The organism is Campylobacter concisus ATCC 51562, from assembly GCF_000466745.1.
Lineage (GTDB): Bacteria > Campylobacterota > Campylobacteria > Campylobacterales > Campylobacteraceae > Campylobacter_A > Campylobacter_A concisus_B.
On record NZ_ANNI01000007.1, the window covers coordinates 20,541 to 38,985 of the forward strand.

19 protein-coding genes and 1 tRNA gene are annotated in these 18,445 nt (G+C 38.1%); 9 read left to right on the forward strand and 11 right to left on the reverse strand.

Annotated features, from left to right (window positions below):
• Window positions 1-24 precede the first annotated feature (24 nt).
• The 6 genes from ATCC51562_RS09550 to ATCC51562_RS05900 are packed head-to-tail and all read left to right on the forward strand — an operon-like array spanning window position 25 to window position 5,597.
• Window positions 25-2,124, forward strand: a complete 2,100-nt coding sequence (locus tag ATCC51562_RS09550; protein WP_021091321.1) for a TonB-dependent receptor domain-containing protein — start codon at window positions 25-27, stop codon at window positions 2,122-2,124.
• Window positions 2,118-2,945 (forward strand): alpha/beta hydrolase, encoded by an 828-nt coding sequence (locus tag ATCC51562_RS05880; protein WP_021091344.1) that lies wholly within the window; start codon window positions 2,118-2,120, stop codon window positions 2,943-2,945. The genes ATCC51562_RS09550 and ATCC51562_RS05880 overlap by 7 nt, the downstream gene beginning before the upstream one ends.
• A 33-nt stretch (window positions 2,946-2,978) precedes the next feature.
• Window positions 2,979-3,224 (forward strand): RNA-binding S4 domain-containing protein, encoded by a 246-nt coding sequence (locus ATCC51562_RS05885; protein WP_002940508.1) that lies wholly within the window; start codon window positions 2,979-2,981, stop codon window positions 3,222-3,224.
• Window positions 3,224-3,622 (forward strand): tRNA (adenosine(37)-N6)-threonylcarbamoyltransferase complex ATPase subunit type 1 TsaE, encoded by a 399-nt coding sequence (tsaE, locus tag ATCC51562_RS05890; RefSeq protein WP_021091333.1) that lies wholly within the window; start codon window positions 3,224-3,226, stop codon window positions 3,620-3,622. The genes ATCC51562_RS05885 and tsaE overlap by 1 nt, the downstream gene beginning before the upstream one ends.
• Entirely contained in the window at window positions 3,615-4,343 is a 729-nt protein-coding gene (gene lptB / locus ATCC51562_RS05895) for an LPS export ABC transporter ATP-binding protein (RefSeq protein ID WP_009293825.1), read from the forward strand. The genes tsaE and lptB overlap by 8 nt, the downstream gene beginning before the upstream one ends.
• A gap of 3 nt (window positions 4,344-4,346) precedes the next feature.
• On the forward strand, window positions 4,347-5,597 hold the full coding sequence (locus tag ATCC51562_RS05900; RefSeq protein WP_035167494.1) for an RNA polymerase factor sigma-54: 1,251 nt from the start codon (window positions 4,347-4,349) through the stop codon (window positions 5,595-5,597).
• On the opposite strand, the gene ATCC51562_RS05905 is transcribed toward ATCC51562_RS05900, so the two are convergent.
• Genes ATCC51562_RS05905 through ATCC51562_RS05915 form a run of 3 tightly spaced genes read right to left on the reverse strand, consistent with a single transcriptional unit; the run spans window position 5,598 to window position 7,446 of the window.
• Entirely contained in the window at window positions 5,598-6,341 is a 744-nt protein-coding gene (locus ATCC51562_RS05905; protein ID WP_021091306.1) for a hypothetical protein, read from the reverse strand.
• A 38-nt stretch (window positions 6,342-6,379) separates the two neighbouring features.
• Window positions 6,380-7,210, reverse strand: coding sequence for an adenylosuccinate lyase (locus ATCC51562_RS05910; RefSeq protein WP_035167469.1), 831 nt, complete (start codon window positions 7,208-7,210; stop codon window positions 6,380-6,382).
• Between the two features lie 50 nt (window positions 7,211-7,260).
• Window positions 7,261-7,446, reverse strand: a complete 186-nt coding sequence (locus ATCC51562_RS05915) for a hypothetical protein (protein WP_021091395.1) — start codon at window positions 7,444-7,446, stop codon at window positions 7,261-7,263.
• 110 nt (window positions 7,447-7,556) lie between these two features.
• Here ATCC51562_RS05915 and ATCC51562_RS05920 point away from each other — a divergent pair.
• Together ATCC51562_RS05920 and ATCC51562_RS05925 are read left to right on the forward strand one after the other, a co-directional pair.
• A tRNA-Arg gene (locus tag ATCC51562_RS05920) sits at window positions 7,557-7,633 on the forward strand.
• Window positions 7,634-7,703: 70 nt separating this feature from the next.
• Window positions 7,704-8,438 carry a hypothetical protein gene (locus tag ATCC51562_RS05925; RefSeq protein ID WP_021091403.1) on the forward strand — a complete coding sequence of 245 codons (735 nt, stop codon included), beginning with the start codon at window positions 7,704-7,706 and terminating at the stop codon, window positions 8,436-8,438.
• On the opposite strand, the gene murG is transcribed toward ATCC51562_RS05925, so the two are convergent.
• The gene (murG, locus tag ATCC51562_RS05930; RefSeq protein ID WP_021091330.1) at window positions 8,430-9,452 is read right to left on the reverse strand and encodes an undecaprenyldiphospho-muramoylpentapeptide beta-N-acetylglucosaminyltransferase; all 1,023 of its coding nucleotides are present in this window, start codon (window positions 9,450-9,452) and stop codon (window positions 8,430-8,432) included. The two genes, ATCC51562_RS05925 and murG, sit on opposite strands and share 9 nt — an antisense overlap.
• Window positions 9,449-10,609 (reverse strand): FtsW/RodA/SpoVE family cell cycle protein, encoded by a 1,161-nt coding sequence (locus ATCC51562_RS05935; protein WP_021091312.1) that lies wholly within the window; start codon window positions 10,607-10,609, stop codon window positions 9,449-9,451. The genes murG and ATCC51562_RS05935 overlap by 4 nt, the downstream gene beginning before the upstream one ends.
• 92 nt (window positions 10,610-10,701) lie before the next feature.
• On the opposite strand from ATCC51562_RS05935, the gene murI reads away from it, so the two are divergent.
• Window positions 10,702-11,490, forward strand: a complete 789-nt coding sequence (murI, locus tag ATCC51562_RS05940) for a glutamate racemase (protein WP_021091359.1) — start codon at window positions 10,702-10,704, stop codon at window positions 11,488-11,490.
• Between the two features lie 72 nt (window positions 11,491-11,562).
• Here murI and ATCC51562_RS05945 read toward each other — a convergent pair whose 3' ends face one another.
• From ATCC51562_RS05945 to ATCC51562_RS05970, 6 genes are all read right to left on the reverse strand, one after another.
• Window positions 11,563-12,153 (reverse strand): DedA family protein, encoded by a 591-nt coding sequence (locus tag ATCC51562_RS05945; protein ID WP_021091290.1) that lies wholly within the window; start codon window positions 12,151-12,153, stop codon window positions 11,563-11,565.
• A gap of 137 nt (window positions 12,154-12,290) precedes the next feature.
• Complete coding sequence (locus ATCC51562_RS05950) at window positions 12,291-13,070, reverse strand: MetQ/NlpA family ABC transporter substrate-binding protein (RefSeq protein WP_021091343.1); 780 nt, start codon at window positions 13,068-13,070, stop codon at window positions 12,291-12,293.
• A gap of 75 nt (window positions 13,071-13,145) precedes the next feature.
• Entirely contained in the window at window positions 13,146-13,928 is a 783-nt protein-coding gene (locus tag ATCC51562_RS05955) for a MetQ/NlpA family ABC transporter substrate-binding protein (RefSeq protein WP_021091345.1), read from the reverse strand.
• A 257-nt stretch (window positions 13,929-14,185) separates the two neighbouring features.
• Window positions 14,186-14,860, reverse strand: a complete 675-nt coding sequence (locus tag ATCC51562_RS05960; RefSeq protein WP_021091339.1) for a methionine ABC transporter permease — start codon at window positions 14,858-14,860, stop codon at window positions 14,186-14,188.
• Complete coding sequence (locus ATCC51562_RS05965) at window positions 14,860-15,816, reverse strand: methionine ABC transporter ATP-binding protein (RefSeq protein WP_021091335.1); 957 nt, start codon at window positions 15,814-15,816, stop codon at window positions 14,860-14,862. The genes ATCC51562_RS05960 and ATCC51562_RS05965 overlap by 1 nt, the downstream gene beginning before the upstream one ends.
• Complete coding sequence (locus ATCC51562_RS05970) at window positions 15,816-18,440, reverse strand: valine--tRNA ligase (protein WP_021091351.1); 2,625 nt, start codon at window positions 18,438-18,440, stop codon at window positions 15,816-15,818. The genes ATCC51562_RS05965 and ATCC51562_RS05970 overlap by 1 nt, the downstream gene beginning before the upstream one ends.
• Window positions 18,441-18,445: the final 5 nt, after the last annotated feature.

An 18,445-nucleotide genomic window follows, 5' to 3' on the forward strand; every position in this document is an offset into this window, starting at 1 on the left:
AATTAAATTTTTAAAAGGATAGTCGTGAGAAAAACAAAATTTATTGCCATCTGCCTTAGTGTTTGTGTGACAAATTCGCTCTTTGGAGCAGAGCATAAAGACAATAACGAAACAAGGCTTGATGGTGTTGTAGTAAGTGCGAGTGGCTTTTCGCAGCAGATCAAAGAAGCTCCTGCGAGCATAAGCGTGATAAGCGGCGATGAGCTTACAAAAGATAGCTTTACTTCGCTCCAATCTATCGCCCAAAAAGTGCCAGGCGTAAATGTCGTTGGTGGCGAAGACGGAGCAGCTAGTGGTATCTCGATACGTGGTATGGAGAAGTCTCAAACGCTAGTTTTAATTGATGGTAAAAGAGTAAATTCAAGTAGCGCAAATCCAAAGGGCGGAGCAGGGGATATGAACTCAAATTTCATCCCACCAGCCGAGGCGATCGAGCGTATAGAGGTCATCCGTGGTCCTATGAGCTCGCTTTATGGTAGCGACGCAGTTGGTGGCGTGATAAATATCATCACTAAAAAAGATTTTTCAAAATTTAGTGGCAATGTCGGCATCTCAACCACGATAAACACTCATAAAGGTATAGGCGATGGCAGGCAAGGCGACTTTTATCTAAATTTACCTCTCTATAAAGACCTTTTTGCACTCCAGCTTTGGGGCTATAAAAAACTAAGAGATGAGGACAACTATAAAGGCGGATATCAAAAGAGCGATAAGAGAAATTTAAGCGCAAAACTTTGGATCACACCAGACGAGCACAATAAATTTTTCATCCTTGGCTCAAATGAAAGGCATGATTACTCAAGAACTATTGGAAAGTCAGCCACTACTAGAACAAACAGACTTCTAAACGCCTATGACTATGAGAAAAAGAGCTATGGCGTGGGCTATCTTGGCGAATTTGATAATCTAAATGCCGATCTTAGCTACATTTATGATGAGACACAAAGAACGAGCCTTTTTGACAGCCTCATACCTGCAAAAGCCAAAAATCACAACTTTAATTCAAAATTTACAACCTTTCTTGGTGCTCACGCACTAACTTTTGGCTATGACTTTAGCAAACAAAATGTTGGTACGACCTTCATCGTCTCAAACGCCTCAAGGAATGGTCTTAGAAATCCAAAAAGTTACTCAATGAGTGAGCATGCGGGATTTATCGAGGATGAGTGGCAAATTTTAGATGAGAAGCTATTTTTAACGCTTGGCTCAAGACTCACTCACAACGAATTTTTTGGTAATCACCTCTCGCCAAGAGCCTACCTAGTCTATAACGCCACAGATACGCTAAGCTTAAAAGGTGGCGTAGCAACTGGCTATAAAACGCCAAATGTCAATCAAATTTCTCCAGAAGTAGGCACTATTCAAAATGCTTGGAGAATAGTTGATTTTGGAAACAAAGATCTAAAGCCAGAAAAAAGCATAACTTATGAAGTTGGTGCATATTATGACAATCAGGCTGATTTTAGAGGCTCGGTAATGTTTTTTAAAAATGAATTTAAAGACAAGATCCTAGATACCGACGGCAGTAATGTAAATAGAATTCCAGCTTTTGGTACTTGCACAAATGCACCAGACGTTACTTGCCCTGGCTGGGGAACTTACTTTAACATTGAGGGTGCGACCGTTTGGGGAGTGGAGCTAAGTGGCGACTATGACATCCTTTCAAACTTAAATCTAAGCTCAAATTACACCTATAATAAGTCAAAGATAAAAACCGGCAACCCAACTATAAATACGCCAAGAGGCCCTATGAAATTTAGTGAGACAAATCTTGGTAGACTTGATGCAAAAAGCCTAACAGCAACCCCAGAGCATGCATTTCATGCAACACTTGCTTATAAACCAATCAAGAGTGTAAAAACATTCTTCACCACAAACTATGAGAGTAAGCTTACTAGTGTGAAATTTGGCCCTGGCAATAAAGTGAGTGAAAATAATAAAAATTTACTCACATTTGATACAGGCGTAAGCTGGGATGCGAACAAGCACCTAACGCTTAGCCTAAATGCTTACAACATCTTTGATAAAATAAGATACGATGAGGCGCTAGCAGACGACGGCAATTACTACTGGTATCCACAAGAGGGCAGGAGATTTTGGTTTAAGGTCGCTGCAAAATGGTAAGAGCGTTTAAATTTTTGCTTTTTACGCTTGGTGTGACGCAGACTTTGCACGCAGGACCTAGCCAAACGCCTGAGCCACTTAGCCAAAAAGCTGCTAGTAAATTTGAAATTTCAACCTTTAAAATGAGTGCAAATGATGAAATTTATAAAATTTTTACAGCCAAGCTAAAGGGGCAAAATGAGTTTAAAAATGTGCTTTTCTTACTTGATGCAAACGCCCAGTTTAACATGCTTTTAAATGAATTTGATGGCAAGGCTGCACCACTAATAATAGGCATAGGATATGACACAGACAAAAGTTACGAGGTAGAAAAACGCACAAGAGACCTCACGCCAAAGGCAGAGGGTGAGGAGTTTAGTAAAGGTGGGGGCGCAGATGCGTTTTACCACTTTTTAACTAAAAATTTAGTGTCGCTAATCGATGAGAAATTTAACGTGCAAGGTAGCCAAAAGAGCCTTTATGGACACTCTTTTGGCGGCCTTTTTACGCTTTATGCTTTGCTTAAAAATGATGGTGTATTTTCGAATTTCTTTATCGCTTCGCCATCTCTTTGGTGGGGCGAGTCTGAAATTTTAAAGCGAAATTTGAGCGAGGGTAAATTTAAAGAGAAACTAAAGGCTAAATTTGTCTTTCTCAGCGTTGGCGAGCTTGAAAAGAGAAAGGGCAAAACAGACAAAGCTGGCATTTTAAAGGCGAGCGATCTAGCCCAAATTTTAAAACAAAGTGGCGTAAATTCTCACTTTGAGCTTTTTAAAAATGAAACCCATGGCAGCGTCATACCTCTAAATTTAAAAGAGCTTTTAAAATATCTAAAGGATTAAAAATTTAAGGCTATTTTTGTTAAAATCCGCCGCATGAGAGTAGATAAATTTTTAAACGTAGTAAATATCACCAAAAGGCGTGCCGTTAGCGAAGATATGTGCAAAAGCGGCGTTGTGAGCATCAACGGCGTGCAGGCAAAAGCAGCAAAAGATGTAAAGATCGGCGACGTTATCACTATAAAATTTCTAGCTCGTGAGGCGAGATACGAGGTGCTAGCGATCCCAACTACAAAAAGCATACCAAAAAGCGCTCAAAGCGAATATGTAAAAGAGCTTTGATGTTTTTTGAGCTTTTAGAAAATGAGCTTAATGAGCTTGTGCGGGTGCTGCCAAAAAGTGGCGTGGTGCTACTAAGTGGCGATCTAGCAAGTGGTAAAACGACGCTTGTAAAGGCGATCATCAAGGCTCATGGCATAGAAGAGAGTGTGACGTCGCCTACGTTTTCTTTGATGCAAATTTATGGTAAAGATATCTACCACTACGACATTTATCAGATCGGATTTGACGGGATGGCAAAAAACGGCCTTTTTGAAAATTTATTTGAAGAGGGGCTTCATCTAGTAGAGTGGGGCGATGAAAATTTAGAAAAAGCTCTAAAGAAAAACGGCGAGAGCTATACGTTAGTAAAAATTTCTCCTAGCAAAAATGGCAGAAAATACGAGGTTATAAGTGCATAAACTAGAAGTAAAAGATCTAAAAAAGACGATTAAGAAAAGTGAGATCATAAAAGGCATATCTTTAGAGGTAAATAGTGGCGAAGTCGTGGGGCTTCTTGGGCCAAATGGCGCTGGAAAGACGACCACTTTTTATATGATCTGCGGGCTGATCTCGCCAACTAGCGGAGATGTCTTTTTAAATGACGAAAAGATCACAAACGTCCCACTTCACAAAAGAGCGCACCTTGGTATTGGCTATTTGCCGCAAGAGTCAAGCATATTTAAAGAGCTAAGCGTCGAAGAAAATTTGCTCCTTGGGGCTGAAATTTTAAATCAAAGCAAAGAAGAGATCTCTAAAAGAGTAAATGAGATGCTAAATATGCTAAACATCGAGCCTATTCGCCTAAGAAAGGGTGTTAGTCTAAGTGGCGGCGAGCGCAGACGCTGTGAGATCGCTAGAAGTCTCATCATAAAGCCAAAATTTTTGCTGCTTGATGAGCCATTTGCAGGCGTCGATCCTATCGCAGTTAGCGACATCCAAAGTATCGTTAGAGACCTTAAAAAGCTAGGCATCGGCGTTTTGATAACTGATCACAACGTCCGTGAGACGCTAGCCATTTGCGACAGAGCTTATGTCATCAAAGATGGCTCACTTCTAGCAAGTGGCAGTGCGAGTGAAGTAGCAAACAATAAGCTTGTAAGAACGCACTATCTTGGCGAAGAATTTAAGCTGCTTGAGTAGATGATGCTAAGGCAAAAGCAAACTTTAGCGCCAAAGATCAAACTAAACCAAACGCTAAGAAGCTGGCTTCCCATACTTCAAAGCGGACTTGATGAGCTAAAAGAGACGCTTGAACCTTTCATAAAAGAGAACCCATTTGCCACAATTGAGCATAAAAATTTAGAAAAAAACGAGAAAAAGCGAAATTTTTTCGAGCAGGTTAGCAAAAACTCGGTTAGCGAGAGTATCGAGGCTTTAAGCATCTATAAAGAAAGCCTCTATGAAAAGCTCATTAGCCAGATAAATCCACCACTTTTCCCCACGCAAAAGTCTCAAGATATCGCGTATAAAATCATCGAGTGCTTAGACGATGAGGGCTATTTTTCCTATGATAATGAAATTTTTGCTGATTTTTGCGAGAGCGAAGTGGAGCGGGTTAGGGCGAGATTTGCCTACCTTGAGCCCTGTGGCGTGGGTGCAAAGGATGTCAAAGAGAGTTTTTTGTTTCAGCTAAGCGAGGCAGAGGCGAGTAATGAGATCATAGAGTGCGCAAAAAAGATCATCTTAAATTTTGAAAATATAGAAAAGCTTAGAAAGCTTAAATTTTACGACGACGCGCTAAAGATCATAAAAAAATTTAAAAATCCCCCGGCCATTGAGTATCTTGAAGATGAAAAAGAGGCGGTGCCTGATATCTTCGTGCTAAGCACAAGCAGTGGCATAAGTGTGCAGATAAATGATGAGTACTATCCAGAAATTTTGGTTGATACCGAGGGATTAGACGAGAAAGAGGCCTTTGTAAGCTCGCGCATAAAAGAGGCAAGCGAGCTTATAGACGCCCTTGAGATGAGAAAGGCGACGCTTTATAAGATAGGGCTCATGATAGTTGAGTATCAGTATGACTACTTTTTGGGTGGCGACATAAAGCCTATGAAGCTAAAAGACCTAGCTGACGAGCTTGGACGCAACCCTTCAACCATCTCAAGAGCGATCGCAAACAAATATCTAAGCTGCTCAAGAGGCACGGTCGCGCTTAAAAATTTCTTCGCAACTGGCTTTGACGATGAGACTTCAAACGCTGCAATAAAGGAATTTTTACTAGAGCTCATTAAAGGCGAAGATCACAAAAAGCCACTTTCTGATCTAAAAATCCAAGAGCTTATACAAGCTAAATTTAACATCCAAATCGTTCGCCGAACCATCACAAAATACCGCAAAATCCTAAATATCGGAAGCTCAAGCCAGCGAAAAAGAGTCTATCAGATAAACGGCTAACTACCACTCATTTACAGCAAAAAGTATGGCCTTGCGCATCTGTGCAAAAAGTTCGCTACTAAGCTCTTCGTACTCTTTGCCACGTTTTTTATATTGTGCCATGCCCGCTGCATCGTCATTCCAAGAGCCCATACCGCCAAAGACATCAGCTAAGCTTGCCGTAGCAAAAAGGGCTAAATTTTTCTTTGGCATAAGCGGTGCATTAAATATCTTTTGATCATCCTTACTAGGAAATTTAAGTGATTTTAATGCCCTGCGAAAACACTCACCAAAATTCTCACACTCTATCTCATCTGCAAAGGCTGCTATCTTGGTAAGTATGGCCATAAAAGCCTCTGTGTTGTCGCTAAAATTTTCTAAATTTACATCTTTTTCAAGACCAAATTCTTTATATATTATGTCCCAGTCTCTTTGATCTTTGTTGTATTTCCAGTAGGGCACGAAGCAGCTCATGTGCTCTTTAAAAATACAAATGATCGATTTTGCGGTAGAGTTTGAAAAGCTAAGCAATAAACGTTCATCTGATGAGCCAGTTAAATTTGCAGTAAGTCTTACATCGCTCAATCCAAGTTTTAATGTGTACTCAAACCACTCATTTACGCTATTTGCCCTATGGCCTGAGAGAAAGTGAAAATTTATACTATTTTCGTAGCTAGTGCCATTATACAGGATAGGAGAATTTGACTTTATGGCCTGCTTTACGGCAACAATAATGGCGCATATATTAAACATTTCACCATTCATTTTTTCTCCATTTAACAGCCCTCGTGGCAAGCTGTGCTTTAGCCAACCATCACAAAATTTTCTTGATTTTTAAAGTATGGCTTTAGGCTCTCATAAGCAGATTGAATATTTTTAAATTTCTTTGCGTATTCTTCTTGTATGAGAGGATTTTTGTTGGCGTGCCTGTCTGGGTGATAGATATTTACGAGCGAAAGGTAGCTCTGCCTGATAGTTTCAAAGTCATCATCTTTTTTACAACCCAAAATCCCAAAATTTTCCTCAAGTAAATTTGCAAGCACAGAAAATCTGCTTACAAATTTAGATGAGCTTTTTATTTTTATGCCTTGTTTAAAGGCTTTGTAGTCTTTTTCATCATAGATAAAATTTACGCTAAATTTTGGATAGCTTCTTTTGTAAAGCAGTTTGTTTAATGTGTTTATGTCGTTGTCATTTGAGATGGTGATGTTTAAAAAATCATCATTTTTGCTAAAAGCAACATTGCTTTTTACTAGACTCTCACTGATGTAGCTAGCAAAATCTCTGCAAAGTGTATCTTTTAGTTCAAATTTGACTTCATTTTTTACAAAATTTACATTTAGGCTAATGACTGGAGTTAGAGTATTTTTTTGAACAAAGCCAAGTTTTATGGTTTTATAGTTTGCAAAACGAATATCAAGCTTATCATCGCTTTGCTTTTCATAAAGTTTTTTTATAAATTTTAAAAAGCACTTGCGTTGTGGGATCTCGCTCTCTTCGTAAAACGAAATAACCTTATTTTTATTAGATAAAATTTTTGTAAAATTTCTGCTTATCATATCTCTAAGCTCACGAAACAAAGTGTCATTATCAGTTAAAATGCTTAGAGATTCTAATGTTTGCGTAACTTTCATTGCCTACTCCACATAAAATATTACATGTTTTAGCAATAAGCATTCCAAATTTATATTTTTCTTATATCTTGGCCTTTAATGTACTCTGCAAATTCGTTTTTTAGCTTATTTTCTTTATACAAGATCGCCTCTTCTTTTGTATGAGAAACGGCTTCTTTTTGAGTTTTTTTGATCTCACCTTGCTCTTTAGTAAGTTCTTTTTTTATCTCTTTTAAACTATCGAAAAAATCATTCATTTTTACTCCTTTTGTTTTTATCGGATTTTACTAAAACAGTTATAAAATTAAAATGAATACAATTTTTCTTTAAGGAAAGTTTGGCTAATATCTCGACTTAACTTTCTTGTGCGCTCGTAGCTCAGCTGGATAGAGCATTTGATTGCGGTTCAAAAGGTCAGAGATTCGAATTCTCTCGGGCGCACCATCTTTTTAATTCTTAATGACAAACTTCATGATTTTTATAGTAAAATAAGTAAAAATTTGAAAGAGAAAAAATGGATTTTCAAAATATTCAAAAACAAATTTCGGTACTAAAAGAAAGTTTGACAGCATTAGAACAAAATAGTGAGCACGAGATCGGCTTGGCAGTTGGGGTTGTTGAGTTTAATAAAAATGCTGATGAACTTAAAAAAAAGCTTACAAATTTAAAAGGTGAAAGCGATTTTTTTAAAAGTGTCTTCAACACAGAGGACTATTATGAAAACATTAGTACTTATTTGGAGCAGATAAAGAGAAGCTTAAACTATAAAATTGAGAAAAACGGTGTGAGCTTTAAGGCAAATGAAAATTTACAAGAAAGCTATGTCGCCATTTTAAATATAATAGAAATTTTAGTAGCAGAGTATCAAATACAAAACAAAAATAAAGCGAAAAATCTCTTTTCTAGGACAACAGATACTACTCAAATAAAATCACTACTTGCGGAGCTAAATACTCTACAAGAGCGTATACATAATGTTTTGCATATTCATTCTAGGATAGTTTCAAATGTTATTTTGCAAAATTTTAAGATAATTTATACGTTCTTTTATAATTGTATTAAGGCTGCGAAGCAACGCAAAGATGAGCTTTTGCTAGTGGAGATTGCGGGTATAACTGATAAGATAATAACTATGATAAAACCAGTCTTTAGTGCAAAAATTTTAAATACAAATGAGCTTATTTATCACTACTTGATCTTTGAGCTAAAAGAACTAAAAGCTTGTGCGATAGGCGAGGAGCTAGTTTAAAATTTTATCAATTATCTCTTTTGCTCCATTTGGCAAAAGGATCTCTTTTAGAGCTTTACTGCTTTTGTTTAGATCAAAATTTTCTATCATTCTTATAACTTCGTCTTTGTCTAAAATTTCTCCATTTTGTAAGCAAATTTCAGCAATGCCTTTATCTTTTAAAAATTTAGCGTTATAAAATTGATGATTACCAGCAGCATAAGGAAATGGCACAAAGATAGATGGCAAAGCATTTGCGCAAAGCTCCCAAAGCGAGCTAGCTCCTGCTCTTGATATGGCAAGGTCAGCCTTGCTCATCTTATTTTCTATCTCTTTACTAAATTCAAAAATTTCTAAATTCGTTTCATTAAAGCCAAGTTCATCATATCTTTTTTTAAGTTCATCAAAGCCATTTTTACCACATTGATGAATTATTTTTATGCCTTTTTCTTTAAGATATGGAGCTAAATTTATAGCTAGCTCGTTTATCGCTTTTGCACCTTGTGAGCCTCCTAAAAACAAAATAGTCTTTAACTCCTCTCTCACTCTTGCGCTATCAAAAAATTTCTTTGCCACAGGGTAAGGGTAGGGCGAAGCTTCATCATAAGAGCTAAAAAAGCCCTTCGCGTAGGGCTTTAAAATTTTATTTAGTTTGCCCATTACAGCATTTTGTTCGTGGATAAAAAGCGGCACTTTTGAGATAATGGCTGCAATGGCTGCTGGAGCTGCTGAATAGCCACCAACGCTAATAACTGCCTTAACGTCATTTTGCTTAAAAATTTTTCTACATTTTAAAGCAAGATTTACGATATTTATTAGTGATTTTAGCTTAGCAAAGCCTCTCTTATTTACCACGCCACTACTTGGTAAGAAAAATTTTTGTAAAAAATTCTCGTCATTTTCAAACCAAAATTTATCTTGACCACTAGTTGAGCCGATAAATATAGGCTTGATATCACGAGTATTAAGCTCCTCGCAAAAGCTTCTTGCGATCGCTAAATGCCCACCAGTGCCTCCACCGCAAATAACAATCATAATTTTGCCCTTTTACTAACCATCAAAACCATGCCGATACCGATACAAATCGCAAGCACAGAGCTACCGCCATAACTAAGAAATGGCACAGCAATACCTTTGATAGGCGTGATCGATGTGATACCATAGCTATTCATTAAAAATGAAAACGATAAGATAAGCCCGACACCAAGCGTAAATAGATGATAGACCTTATTTTCGCTTCTAGCTGAAATTCTAAAAATTCTATAAAGTAGCGTTATAAATATAGCTACGATACACAAAATACCAAATACACCAACCTCTTCAGCGATACCAGCTAGTACAAAGTCAGTATGGACCTCACTTAAAAAGCCAAGCTTAAAGATGCCAGCGCCAAGCCCTTCGCCGAAAAATTCGCCATGCTTTATAGCGTTTAACGAGTGAGAAATTTGATATGGCTCTGGTGCATCAGCCACTCTTAATACATCTGCAACGCTATCAGGCAAGAAAGAAAGCACCATATTTTGTATCGTGCCCCACCATGACTTTATACGTAAAATTCTATGCTCAGAGCTGATTATCGCTACTGTCATAACAAAAGCGGCCCCTAAGATACCGATGCTAAAAAGTCTCGCACTTGCTCCTGCAAAAAGTGCCATCGTCACAAATGTAAGCGCCAGCACGACCACTTGACCAAGGTCATTTTGCATAACAGCGATAAGAAAGATAGCAACACCAAAAAGAATAATATAAGGCATGAGTATCTTAATCTCATCTAGCAAGGTTCTTTTGCCCTCACTAAATTTTCTAGTAAAACTCCAAGCTAAGAAGTAGACAAAACCGATTTTAAAAAACTCGACTGGAGCTAGCGAAAAGCCAGGTAGCCTAATCCAACGTCTAGCACCACCAGCGTCAGTTACCATTGAAGCTGGCAATGCATGCATTAGCCCCATGGCGATACCGCAAGATATAAGAAGGCCAAATCCTATCCAAACAAGCGTTTTTTCGGGATTGAGCCTAGAGAGCCACCACATAATGAAAATTCCAATACAACCAACAATAAACTGGCGGATGAAAAAGTGAAATTCGTCGTAATTAAAAAATAAAACCGTAAAAACTGGCAAAGATAGTGAAAAAATAATGCTTATAGCGATCAAAGTCGAACAAAGATAGAAAATGATCTTATCAACTGCCAAAATTTAACTCCAAGTTTAAAAAGTGCCAAAGTATAATAAAAAACGGCTTACAAAGATATTATTTGCTATAATTGCAGGCTTTAAGGAAGGGCATGAAGATAGGTATATTTGACTCAGGACTTGGTGGACTAAGTGTCTTAAATGAAGCTTTAAGCAAGCTTAGTGAGCATGAATTTTTATATTATGCAGACGTAAAAAATGTCCCGTATGGACAAAAGAGCAGAAATGAGATTTTAAAATTTAGTTTTGATGCGGTGAAATTTCTCATAGAAAATGGCGCAAAAGCTGTCGTAGTAGCTTGTAATACGGCAACAAGCGTAGCGATAAAAGAGCTTAGAGCAAATTTAAGTATACCTATAATCGGCATGGAACCAGCTGTAAAAAAGGCTCATGACTTAAGCCATAATGATACCTTAAAAACGCTTGTCATAGCCACTCCAGTCACCGTAAATGGTGCAAAACTAAAAGAGCTGATCGCAAATTTACACGCAAAAGACAAGACTGAGCTGCTCGCTCTACCACGTCTTGTAAATTTTGCTGAAAATGGAGAATTTGATACCGAGAATGTGAAATCATATCTAAAAGAAGAGTTAGACAAATTTGATCTAAGTAAATTTGGTTTTTTAGTGCTTGGCTGCACGCACTTTAACTATTTTAAAGATAGCCTAAGAGAAATTTTGCCGTCAAATATAAGCATAATTGATGGCAACGAAGGGACAATAAATCGCCTTATAAGTGAGATTGGACTAAAAATTTCTACTTTAAATAAAGCCCCAAAAATTAGATTTTTCTATTCTGGTGATGAAGTATTCAGTAAATTTGAGCTAGATAAAATTTCAAGAAATTTAACTCATCTAGAAAAGATGAGGGCGATTTGCTAGGTTAAATCTAACTAAATACCACAAATAAAAATTTTATAAAATACACTAAATTTTACATACTCTTATATGTATTTAGCCTTTTCTTTGCTTTATTATATAGACCACGCTTATTACAGTAACTACAGCCAAAAGAGTGATCGTGATCAATAAAAGTGTCTGTTTGCTAGGATTTGAACCTAGAAAATAGCCAACTCCAAGCAAAACAGCACACCAAATCCCGGCTCCAAGTGTGGTAAATAGACAAAATCTAAATATATTCATCTTGGCAAGTCCAGCTGGTAGGCTGATGCATTGGCGAATGCCAGGAATCAGACGTGAGTTAAATGTAGAAATTTCGCCGTGTTTATTGAAAAATGCTTCAAATTTATCCATTTTTTCGTGAGTGATTCTCACAAATTTGCCGTATTTTAAAACGATCTCGCGACCAAAAAAGTAGCAAAGATAATAGTTAAAAATAGCGCCAAGCAGGCTTCCAAGCGTGCCTGCAAGAAAGGCCAAAATTAAACTCATTTCACCTTTATGCGCCAAATAGCCAGCCGGTATCATTGCGACCTCGCTTGGAAATGGAAAAAACGAGCTTTCTAAAAACATCATCACAAATATGCCAGCATAACCCCAGCTACTTACGCTCGCAACTATAAAATCAATAACATCATGCAGCATTTAAATTCCTGAAAAATTTTAAAGTGAGCCATTTTAGCAAAGCATAGCTTAAGCTTTTTGACAAAAATAAAGAGAGTTTGTAGCTTATAAAACAAAACGAAATTAGAAACAAAATAGGGCGAAAGCTCGCCCCGTTTTTAAAATGCAGGTATAACCTCGCCTTTATAGCGAGTAATGATGAAATTTTTAGTATCAGGGCTAAGCACCGCATCAATCAAAGCTTTGATCTTAGGGTTATTTTCATTGCCAGCCTTTGTGACGATGATGTTAGCGTAAGGACTATTAGCGTCTTCAAGCAAAAGTGCATCTTTTGCCACGCTCATACCAAGATCAAGGACGAAATTTGTGCTAATAGCAGCGATATCTACATCATCAAGCGTTCTTGGTATCTGAGCACCCTCAAGCTCTACAAACTGTAAATTTTTAGAATTTTTAGTTATGTCATTTATAGTTGCAACTTTTACGTTTTTATCGATCTCGATAAGGCCAGCCTTTTCTAAAATTCTAAGCGCTCTGTTGCCATTTGATGGATCATAAGCGATCGCAACTTTTGCACCATCTTTTAACTCTTTTATGTTTTTTATCTTTTTAGAGTAAAAGCCAAGTGGCTCTACGTGCACGTTTGCAACGCTTACAAGATGCAAGCCTCTAGCCTTGTTTTGCTCCTCAAGATATGGTAAATGTTGAAAGAAATTTGCATCCAAACTGCCATCTTCTGTGGCGACATTTGGGATAGAGTAGTCTGAAATTTCAGAGATAACAAGGTCGTAGCCTTTATCTTTTAGCTTTGGTTTTACAAATTCTAAAATTTCAGCGTGTGGTACTGGTGAAACGCCAACTACGATAGTGTGGTCCTTGTCGGCTGCGTGAAGGCTTAGAGCAACTAAAGATGCGGTTAAAAGTTTGATAAATTTCATTGTTTTTCCTTTTTTGTTTGGTTTAAGCGACGCTAAAAAGGTAAAAGCTTTTACGTCGCTTATTTAAAATTTTAATTAAAATGCTGGAAGAATCGCGCCGTTGTATTTGATCTCGATAAATTTTTTAACTTCTGATGAGTTTATTGCTTTATCAAGAGCCTTTATTTTAGGGCTATTTTCGTTACCAGACTTTACTACAACGTAGTTTACATACGGGCTATTTTTGCTTTCAAGCACAAGTGCGTCTTTTACCGGATTAAGATTAGCATTTAGAGCATAGTTTGTGTTAATAACTGCGATAGTAACATCATCAAGCGTTCTTGGTACTTGAGCAGTCTCTATCTCTTCAAATTTAAGCTTTTTAGGGTTATTAACTATATCAAGCGGAGTTTTTAGTGGATTATCGTTTAGCTTAATAAGTCCAGCGTTTGCAAGAATATCTAAAGCACGGCTTTCATTTGTCGGATCATTTGGGATAGATACGGTCGAACCATCTTTTAGATCTTTGATATCTTTTATCTTTTTAGAATAAACTCCCATTGGCTCAAGATGAACGCCAACTGTTTTTATAAGATGAGTGCCTTTGTTTTTGTTAAATTCTTCAAGATATGGAAGGTGCTGAAAGAAATTTGCATCTAAATCGCCATCTTCTGTTGCAAGGTTTGGCGTAGTGTAGTCGTTAAATTCTTTGATCTCAAGCGTATAGCCATCTTTTGCCAAAATAGGCTTTACAACCTCTAAAATTTCAGCATGTGGAATAGGTGTAGCACCAACGATTATTATTTTTGATTTATCAGCTGCATTTGCGCTTACACTAAGTCCAAGAGCAACTAAAGAAGTGAGAAGTAGTTTTTTCATTTATTATCCTTTTAAAATTTGCCAAGCACCAAAAAAGGATAAATTTAAGCTAGAGGGTTAAATTTCTTTTTAAGCGCTTAAGCTAGTTCTAAGCACTTAAAAAGAAATTTTGCGCTTAGAGATTAGTCTTTCGACAACGCGTTTTTTAATAGGCGGCACATGTGGCACATATCTGATTTCATCTTTTATCCTTTCAGCTAAAAATTAATTCGGGCAATTTTAAGGAAAAAAGCTTAAAATCAGATAAAAACAAAGGCCTATTTTTTAGAAATTTTATATAAGTAGTTACCTAAAACTTGAAAAATTTGAACCATAATGATAAGAATAATCACGGTGTAAAGCATGATATCTGGGCGAAATCTTTGATATCCGTAGTTTATAGCAACAGATCCTAGTCCGCCACCGCCAACCGCACCAGCCATCGCTGAAAAGCCGATATTTACGATAAGCGTTAGCGTAAATGCCGAGATAATGCCAGGAAGTGCTTCTACAAACATGACTCGAAATATGATCTGAAATTTCGAGCTTCCAAAGCTTTGAGCAGCTTCGATGATGCCTTTATCAACCTCTTTTAGCGCATTTTCAATAAGCCTTGCCACAAATGGAGCCGCTCCAATAGTTAGCGGAACGATCGCAGCCGTAGTACCGATGCTTGTGCCTACGATCATTTTTGTGACCGGAAAGAGCACAATAATGAGGATAATAAATGGAAAGCTTCTAAGCACGTTTATAACGATATCAAGCACAAAATAAAGTTGTTTGTTTGGCTTTAGTCCGTCTTTGTCTGAAAGGATGAGCAAAACCGCAGGTATGAGGCCTATGGCAAAGGCGAGCAGGGTAGAGACGATGCTCATATATAGCGTCTCGCCGATAGCTGGCAACAGTATCCTAGAAAATACATCTGGAAATTTAGAAAAATCAATACCAAACATCAAGCAACCTCCCATAAAACGCCACTTTGCTTGATGTAGTTAAGTACGTTTTCTTTATCTTTTTCATCTATGTTTATGACAAGCGAGCCAAGAACATTTTCGTTTAGCTTTTCAAGCTTGCCCCAAACTATGTTAAAGTCGATATTTAGGCTTCTAGCCATATGCGTGATCAGGCTATTTTGGGCCACTTCTTTTGGGAAAAATAGCCTGATATTTGTGCCAGTGCTTGGCAGAATTTCAACCTCGCCCAAAAACTCTTTCATCTTCTCATCTGGCTTTAAAAATAGCTCTTCAATGCTTCCAGAGCCTATGATCTTGCCGCATTCTAGCAGTATTGCACGTTTTGCGATCGATTTTACGACCTCCATCTCGTGCGTGACGATGACGACGCTTATGTCTAGCTCTTTGTTTATCTTCTCAAGCAGCTCTAAAATTTGATTTGTCGTGTTTGGATCAAGAGCCGAAGTCGCCTCGTCGCTTAATAAAATTTTAGGATTTAAAGCAAGCGCTCTAGCGATCGCCACACGCTGTTTTTGACCGCCACTTAGCTCGCTTGGATAGCTTTTTGCCTTATTTTCAAGACCGACTAAATTTAAAAGTTCTCTTACTTTTTTTTCAGTTTCATCGCTTTTATAACCCCAAAATTTAAGTGGAGTAGCAACGTTTTCAAAGACATTTTTTCTAGCCATTAATGCAAAATGCTGAAATATCATCCCGACATCTCGTCTTAAATGCCTTTGCTGCATCTCATCTAATTTTTTTATCTCTTTATCAAAGACTTTTAGGCTGCCACCTTGATAGCTTTCAAGCCCGTTTATGCATCTTAAAAGCGTTGATTTGCCAGCACCACTGTGTCCCACTATAGCAAAAATTTCACCCTTTTTAACTTCTAAATTTATATCAAAAAGGATCTGTGTATCACCATAAAATTTGCTTAAATTTTCTATCTTTATCACTATTTTTCTCCAAGAGCTTCTAGCTCTTCGCATACTTTTTTAAATTTAGCCTCAGCGCTTTGCAAAGCCTCTTTGTTTGTCTCTATAACTTCTTTTGGTGCGTTTGCTACGAAATTTTGGTTATTTAGCATACCTGAAAGCTTAGCTATCTCTTTTTCAAGCTTTGTCTTTTGAGACTTGAGCCTTGTGATGATACCGCTCATATCAAGCCCTTCAAGCGGGACAAATGCCTCTAAATTTTCGCTCACATCTCTGATAGAATTTTCTATTTTCTCATCTACAAAGCCGATCTCCTCGCATTTTGCAAGCAGTTTGATATACTCTTTGACCTCGTCAAGATCTATTTTTTCATTAAATTTAACAAAGGATTTTGCGATCTTTGAGTTGCCAAGATCTATGGTCGCTTTTGCACGGCGAATAGCCACGATCGCTTCGATAACTAGCTCAAATTTCTTCTCAACGTCTAAATTTCGCTCTTTTACCTCTGGGTAGCTCATCACCATTATTGACTTTGCGTTTTCAAGCTGTGTGCCGCTAAGCTCCTGAAATAGATACTCTGAGAGAAACGGCATGAAAGGATTTAGCAGCTTCATCGCCTCTTTAAATATACTTCCAAGCTCTTTTACACTCGCTTTATCAGCCTTGCTAAGCTCGATACCCCAGTCGCAAAACTCATCCCAAAGGAATTTATAAAGTGTGTTTGCAGCGTCATTGAAGCGGTAGGCGTCGATGTTTTCGCGCACCTCTCTTACACACTCGTTAAAGCGGCTATTCATATAAATTCCAAGCTTTGTTTGAAGCTTGATATCCTCTAAATTTGCAAATTTGCTCTCATTTAGCATGAGGTATTTGCTCGCGTTATAAAGCTTGTTTGTAAAATTTCTTACCTGCTTCATCTTGGCGTCACTTAGCTTGATGTCGCGTCCTTGAACAGCTAGAAGCGTTAGCGTAAAGCGCAAAATATCAGCACTATACTCATTTATGCTATCAAGCGGATCGATGACGTTGCCAAGGCTTTTACTCATCTTTCTACCAAACTCATCTTTTACAAGCGCGTGCAGATAGATATCGTCAAATGGTAGCTTGCCAAGAGCATTTTCGCCCTGAAACATCATCCTAGCAACCCAGAAAAATAATATATCAAAGCCAGTTATAAGAAGGTTGTTTGGATAAAACTCAGCCAAATCGCCTTCAAACCATTTTTCATTTTTTAGCTCATTTTCATTTCCCCAACCAAGCGTGCTAAATGGCCAAAGACCAGAGCTAAACCATGTATCTAGCACGTCTGGATCTTGGTGAAAATTTTTACTTTTACACTTTTTGCACTCGCATGGCTCTCCCTCATCAGCCCACATATGACCGCAATCATCGCAGTAAAATACTGGAATTTGATGTCCCCACCAAAGCTGGCGTGAGATACACCAGTCCCTTAGCTCTCTCATCCACGCGTTAAAGCTGTTTATCCAGTGCGGCGGATAAAATTTAGCAAGGCCCTCTGAGACCTTTTGTATCGCTTCGTCTGCGATCTCTTTTTTGACAAACCACTGCTTTGAGATGTATGGCTCGACGACATTTTTGCAGCGGTAGCAGTAGCCTACCTGGTTTTCGTAGTCTTCTATCTTTTCAACATTGCCAAGTTTTTCAAGCTCGGCCACGACGATATCTCTAGCCTCAAGCCTCTCAAGTCCTGCAAATTTATCGCACTTGTCGTTTAAGATGCCCTTTTCATCAAAGATAGTAATAAACTCAAGGTCGTGCCTTTTGCCAACTTCGTAGTCGTTTTGATCGTGCGCAGGAGTGACCTTAACAAGGCCTGTTCCAAACTCCATATCGACGTGCTCGTCTGCGATGATCTCGATCTCTCTATTTATGATAGGTAGCACCACCTTTTTTCCGATTAAATTTTTATAGCGCTCGTCGTTTGGATTTACCATTACGGCAGTGTCGCCAAAGTAGGTTTCTGGACGAGTTGTTGCAACAACAACAAATTCACTTGGCTTGTCTGCAAAATAATATCTCAAATGATAAAGCTTGCCTTTATTCTCTTTGTGCTCGACCTCGATGTCAGAAAGCGCCCCATCATGCGTACACCAGTTTATCATATAGTTTTTCTGAACGATCAGTCCTTTGTCGTATAAATTTACAAAGGCTTTTTTTACAGCTTTTCTTAAGCCCTCATCCATAGTAAATCTCTGGCGAGACCAAGCTGGAGTGATACCAAGCTTTCGCATCTGATGGACGATCATGCCGCCACTTTTCTCTTTCCACTCCCACACTTTTTCTACAAATTTCTCGCGTCCAAGCTCCTCTTTTTTGATCCCTTGGGCTAAAAGCTGTTTTTCAACGACGTTTTGAGTGGCGATACCAGCGTGGTCAAGTCCTGGCTGCCAAAGCGTCTTGTAGCCGTCCATCCTCTTGTAGCGCGTCATGATATCTTGGAGTGTAAAGGTTAGGGCGTGTCCGATGTGAAGCGAGCCAGTCACGTTTGGAGGTGGCATCATAATGCAAAATTTACGTCCATCTTTTTGGATATCTTTGTTCGCGTCTATCTCGAAGTATCCGCGTTCTTCCCAAATTTTATAAAATTTATCTTCTATCTCTTTTGCATTGTAAAATTCTGCCACTTTTG